Origin of the sequence: Methanocalculus natronophilus, assembly GCF_038751955.1 — an archaeon.
Lineage (GTDB): Archaea > Halobacteriota > Methanomicrobia > Methanomicrobiales > Methanocorpusculaceae > Methanocalculus > Methanocalculus natronophilus.
Map to the genome: position 1 here is coordinate 1 of NZ_JBCEXH010000119.1, position 534 is coordinate 534.

The window sequence follows — 534 nt, forward strand, 5'->3', positions numbered from 1 at the left end:
CAGTAAAGCCACCCCCTATAACGGCGACGTTTTTAACTGGGTTTTGGGTTAAAACGTGTTTTAAATCACGCGCATCCTCTAAAGAAGATAAAACTTTTATACGTTTTGATTCTTTCCCTTTAACAGGGAGTCTAATCGCACTGGCGCCTGAGGCAATAATTAATTTATCAAAATCATCACTAAAGGATTCACCAGTTTTTAAATTTTTAACGGTTACACTTTTTTTATTTGGTTCAACACTTATGACTTCATGAGATGTTTTAACATCAATGCCTCTTTCTTTAAATTCACTTTTCGTTCGTGCAATTAAAGCCTTTTCTTTAGGAATTAAATCACTGATGTAATAAGGCATACCACATGCCCCATAAGAAAGATCCTCACCGTATTCATAAACGGTGATTGATGTATCTGGGTTATTCCTTTTTAATTTGGACGCAGCACTCATTCCTGCGGCAACGCCACCAATCACTATAACTTTCATCGCATCAATCCTTTATATGACTTATTTATACTTATATTTTATCATAGATTATT

1 protein-coding gene is annotated in these 534 nt (G+C 34.8%); it reads right to left on the bottom strand.

The genetic code is table 11. The annotated features are described in order from the left end of the window. The coding region (locus ABCO64_RS10785; RefSeq protein ID WP_343089479.1) for an FAD-dependent oxidoreductase at nucleotides 1-481 on the bottom strand (481 nt) is incomplete at its 3' end. Nucleotides 482-534: the final 53 nt, after the last annotated feature.